The sequence below is a fragment of the Kitasatospora sp. NPDC001132 genome (genome assembly GCF_053598415.1).
This window is the reverse complement of record NZ_JBSFKF010000080.1, coordinates 1-5,410: the sequence shown is the minus strand read 5'-3', so window position 1 is coordinate 5,410 and position 5,410 is coordinate 1. Positions and strand designations below refer to the sequence as shown.

The window sequence follows — 5,410 nt, the reverse complement described above, 5'->3', positions numbered from 1 at the left end:
GCCTCGCCGCCGATCAGTGCCTCGTCGCCCGGGTACATGCCCAGCGCGATCAGCACGTCGCGGAAGTTCACCCCGGCCGCCCGCACCGCGATCCGCACCTGCCCCGGACCCAGCGGCTCCTGAGGACACGCCGTCGCGGCGAGGCCGTCCAGCGTGCCGGTGCCCAGGCTCCGCAGCCGCCAGGGCCCCGCCGGCAGCGTCAGACCGTCGGCCGGCCTCGGGCGCACGAGCCGGGCGGCACGCAGCGCGCCGTCGCGGACGGCGAGCTGCGGTTCGCCGGTGGCCGACGCCGCCCGGACCTTTCCGTACGAGTCGTCCCGGTCGTCGAGGTCGACGAGCACGAAGCGCCCCGGGTTCTCCGACTGCGCCGTCCTCAGCAGACCCCACACCGCGGCGTGCGCGGGGTCGCGGACCCGGTCGCCTTCCCCGGCGGCCACCGCGCCCCGGGTGAGGACGACCAGCCGTGACGAGGCGAACCGCTCGTCGGCCAGCCACGCCCGGACCAGGCCCAGGGCCCGCACCGTCGCCTCCCGCGTCGCCCCGGCGAGGTCGTCCCAGGACTCCGTGCGGTACTGGACGACCACCACCGGGGGCACCTCGCCCTCCAGGGCCAGGGACCGCAGGTCCGCGTACGGCGCGGCGTCGAGGGCCGCGGCCAGGGCGGGCGACCCGAGCACCGCCCACGGCGCGTCGTCCCGGTCCGGCTCCGGCACGGCGGTCCACTCGACGAGGAACATCGCATCGGACCGCGCGTCCGCCGACAACTGTCCGGGGGCGACCGGCCGCAGGACCAGCGACTCCACCGATGCCACCGGCTGCCCGGTGGCGTCGGCCACGGTCAGGGCCACCGCGTCGGTGCCCGCGGGCGAGAGCCGGACCCGCAGCGACCCGGCGCCCCGGGCGTACAGCTGCACACCGCTCCAGGCGAACGGGAGCCGCACGACGCCCTCCTCGGCCCGGGAGCCGTCCACACCGAGGGCGTGCAGGGCGGCGTCCAGCAGCGCCGGATGCAGGCCGAAGGACCCCGCCTCCGCCGACTGCTCCTCCGCCGGACGGACTTCGGCGTACAGGTCCTCGCCCGATCGCCAGACGGCCTCCAGCCCCTGGAAGGCCGGTCCGTACTCGTACCCCAGGGCGGCCAGACCGTCGTAGTGCCCGCCGAGGTCCACCGGGGTCGCCCCGGCGGGCGGCCAGGCGGTGAGGTCGTGCTCCCGGGCGGGCCGTGCCGCCGCGCCCAGGGTGCCGGTGGCGTTCCGGATCCAGGGGAGGTCCACGTCGGCGTCGCCGGGCCGGGAGTGGACGTGGAAGGACCGCAGCCCCGTCTCGTCCGGCGGGTCGACGGTCACCTGGAGGTGCACCGTCTCCTCCGGCAGCGGCAGCGGTGCCAGCACGGTCAGTTCCTCGATGCGGGTGCAGCCCGCCTCGCCGGCGGCGTGCAGGGCCAGCTCCACGAAGGCGGTACCCGGCAGCAGGGTGGTGCCGGTCACCGTGTGGTCGGCCAGCCAGGGCCGGGTCCGCCGGGACAGGCTGCCGGTGACGACGAGGCCCTCGCTGCCGGCCAGCGGCAGGGCGGCGCCCAGCAGCGGGTGGCCGGTCGGCCGCAGCCCCAGCTGCGCGGGGTCCGCCTGCGACGGTGCCACGTCCAGCCAGTGGCGGCGCCGCTGGAAGGAGTAGGTCGGCAGGTCCACGCCGTTCCGCGGGGCGTCCGGCAGGGCCGGGGACCAGTCCACGGCCAGGCCCTGGGTGTGTGCCGCGGCCAGCGCGGTGAGCATCCGGGCCTGGCCGCCCTCGCCACGGCGCAGGGTGCCGACGACCACGGCGCCCTGCCGGAGGTCCAGCTCCTCCAGCGTCTCCTGGAGGCTCGTGGTCAGCACCGGGTGGGGGCTGACCTCGACGAAGGCGTGGTGCCCGGCCGCCGCGAGGACACCGACGGTCTCCTCGAACCGGACGGTCCGGCGGAGGTTGCGGTACCAGTACCCGGCGTCCAGCGTCGCGGTGTCGACGAGGCCGCCGGTGACGGTGGAGTAGAAGGGAACCTCGGCGGAGCGCGGGGAGACGGGGGCCAGCACCTCGGCCAGCCGGTCCCGGACGGCCTCGACCTGGGCGCAGTGCGAGGCGTAGTCGACGGGGATCACCTTGCTGCGCACGCCCTCGGCGGTGCAGTGCGCGTGCAGTTCCTCCAGGGCCCCGGTGTCACCGGAGACCACCGTCGAGCGGGGGCTGTTGACGGCCGCGACGGACAGCCGGCCCTCCCAGCGCCCGAGCAGGTCCGCCACCTCGCCGTGCGGCAGGGGCACGGACAGCATGCCGCCGCGGCCGCGCAGGGCGTCGAGTGCCCGGCTGCGCAGGGCGACCACCAGGGCCGCGTCCTCCAGGGAGAGCGCGCCCGCGACGCACGCCGCGGCGATCTCGCCCTGGGAGTGGCCGATGACCGCGGCCGGTTCGACGCCGTACGAGCGCCACAGGGCCGCCAGCGAGACCATCACCGCGAACAGGGCGGGCTGGATGGTGTCGGCGGTGTCCATGGCGGGCGCGCCCGGCCTGCCGTGCAGGAGGGCGAGGAGGTCCCAGCCGGTGTGCGGGGCGAGCGCCTCGGCACACTCGCGCATCCGCTCCCGGAAGACCTCCGAGGTCTCCAGCAACTCCAGGGCCATTCCCTCCCACTGGGAGCCCTGGCCGGGGAAGACGAAGACCGTCCGGTGGCCGGTCCCGGCCGCGCCCTGCGTCAGCCGCGGCGAGGGTGCGCCCTGGGCGAGGGCGTCGAGGGCGGTGCGCAGCTCCTCCCGGTCCGCCCCGACGAGCACCGCGCGGTGCTCGAAGGTGGCACGGTTCGTGGCCAGGGCGTGGGCGATGTCCCGGACCCCGGTGCCCGGGGTCGCGTCGGTCCAGGCCAGCAACCGCCGTGCCTGCTCCCGCAGTGCCTCGGCGGAACGCCCGCTCAGCAACCACGGCACCACCGCGTCACCGGAGTCCCGCGGAGCCGGGTCCACCGGGGCCTCCGGCTCCGGGGCCGCCTCCAGAACCAGGTGCGCGTTGGTGCCGCTCATGCCGAACGAGGAGACCGCGGCGCGGCGGGGCCGGCCGGTCCCGGGCCAGGGCGTGGTCCCGGTGACCAGGCGGACGGCGCCGGTGCCCCAGTCGGCGTGCGGGGTGGGCTCGTCGGCGTGCAGGGTCGGCGGGAGGACACCGTGCCGCATCGCCATGACCATCTTGATGACGCCCGCGACACCGGCGGCGGCCTGGGTGTGGCCGATGTTGGACTTCACCGACCCCAGGTGCACCGGCAGTTCCCGGGTGTGCTCCTGCCCGTAGGTGGCGAGGATGGCCTGGGCCTCGATGGGGTCGCCCAGGGTGGTTCCGGTGCCGTGCGCCTCGACGGCGTCCACGTCGGCGGGGGCGAGGCGGGCGTCGGCGAGGGCCTGGCGGATCACCCGCTCCTGGGACGGGCCGTTGGGCGCGGTCAGACCGTTGCTGGCGCCGTCCTGGTTGACCGCGCTGCCGCGGATCACCCCCAGGATCCGGCGGCCGTTGCGGAGCGCGTCGGAGAGCCGCTCAAGGAGGACCAGCCCCACGCCCTCGCCCCAGCTGGTGCCGTCCGCGTCGGCGGAGAAGGCCTTGCAGCGGCCGTCGGGGGACAGCCCGCGCTGGCGGCTGAACTCGACGAAGAGCGTCGGTGTGGCCAGGACGGACGCGCCGCCGGCCAGCGCGAGCGAGCACTCGCCCCGGCGCAGCGCTTGCGCCGCGAGGTGGATGGCCACCAGCGACGACGAGCAGGCGGTGTCGACGCTGACCGCCGGACCCTCCAGCCCGAAGGTGTAGGCGACGCGGCCGGAGATGATGCTCGCCGAGCTGCCGGTCAGCCGGTAGCCGCCGGCCTCCTCGGGCGCCGCGTCCAGTAGCGCCGTGTAGTCCTGCGAGCTGGTTCCCGCGAACACCCCGGTGTCGCTGCCGCGCAGCGCGGCGGGGTCGAGTCCGGCGCGTTCGAAGGCCTCCCAGGCGGTCTCCAGCAGCAGTCGCTGCTGCGGGTCCATGGCGGTGGCCTCGCGCGGGCTGATGCCGAAGAACTCGGCGTCGAACAGGGGCGCGTCGTGGAGGAAGCCGCCGTGCCGGGTGTAGGTCCTGCCCGGTGTGCCGATCTCGGGGTGGTAGAGGCCCTTGACGTCCCAGCCGCGGTCGGCGGGGAACTCCCCGATGGCGTCGGTGCCGTCGGCCACCAGCCGCCACAGGTCCTCGGGGGAGGTGACACCGCCCGGGTAGCGGCAGCTCATCGCCACCACCGCGATCGGGTCGTCCGAGGCCCCGGCAGCCGCCGGTGCGACGGGCCCGGGGGCGGCGGCCTCCGGCGTACGGCCATCGAGCAGTTCCAGCACGTGTCCGGAGAGGGCGGCGGGGGTGGGGTGGTCGAAGGCCAGGGTCGCCGACAGGCTCAGGCCCGTCGCCGCGACCAGCCGGTTGCGCAGCTCGACCGAGGTCAGCGAGTCGAAGCCGATCTCGTTGAACGGGCGGTCGACGTCGATGGACTCGGGCGCGGAGTGCCCGAGCACGATGGCGGCCTGCGCATGTACCAGGTCCAGCACGGCCCGCTTTCGTTCGGAGGCGGTGAGCCCGGCGAGCCCCGTGAGCGGCGAGCGCTCGTCGGCCCCGGTACGGCGGGCGGCGGTGCGGGGCAGCCGCGGTCGCACCAGGGAACTCAGCAGCACCGGCAGTGTGTCCGCGTCCGACTGGCGGCGCAGCGCGGCCAGGTCCAGGAGCGCCGGGACCACCACGGCCCGCCCCGAGCCGAGCGCCGCGTCCAGCAGCTTCAGGGCCTCCTCCGGTGCCATGGGGGCGACGCCGGTCCGGCCGATCCGCGCACGGTCGGCCTCGTCCAGGGTGTTCGTCATACCGCTCGCCTGGTCCCACAGGCCCCAGGCGAGGGAGGTGCCGGGCAGCCCCTGGGCGCGGCGGTGCTGGGCGAGGGCGTCGAGGAAGGTGTTGCCCGCGGCGTAGTTGGCCTGCCCGGCGTTGCCGAGGGTGCCGGCGATCGAGGAGAAGAGCACGAACGCGGACAGGTCCGTCGTGCGGGTGAGTTCGTGCAGGTTCCAGGCCGCGTCCACCTTGGGCAGCAGGACCTGCCGCAGGCGCTCGGGCGTGAGGTTCTCGAGGATCGCGTCGTCGAGGGTGCCGGCGGTGTGGATGACGGCGGTGAGGGGGTGTTCGGTGGGGATGGTGGTGAGCAGTGTGGTCAGGGCGTCGGGGTCGGCGATGTCGCAGGCGGTGATGGTGATGTGGGCGCCGAGTGCGGTGAGTTCGGCTTCGAGTTCGGTGGCGCCGTTGGCGTTGGGGCCGGTTCGGCTGGTGAGGTGGAGGTGGCGGGCGCCGTGGTGGGTGATGAGGTGGCGGGCTGTGAGGGCGCCGAGGGTGCCGGTGC

The 5,410-nt window shown here is 75.7% G+C and carries 1 protein-coding gene; it reads right to left on the bottom strand.

Annotated elements, in window-relative coordinates; translation table 11 throughout:
- Window positions 1-5,410 (bottom strand): beta-ketoacyl synthase N-terminal-like domain-containing protein (locus tag ACWDBE_RS38960; RefSeq protein ID WP_449810347.1); only part of this gene is annotated, 5,410 nt, incomplete at both ends.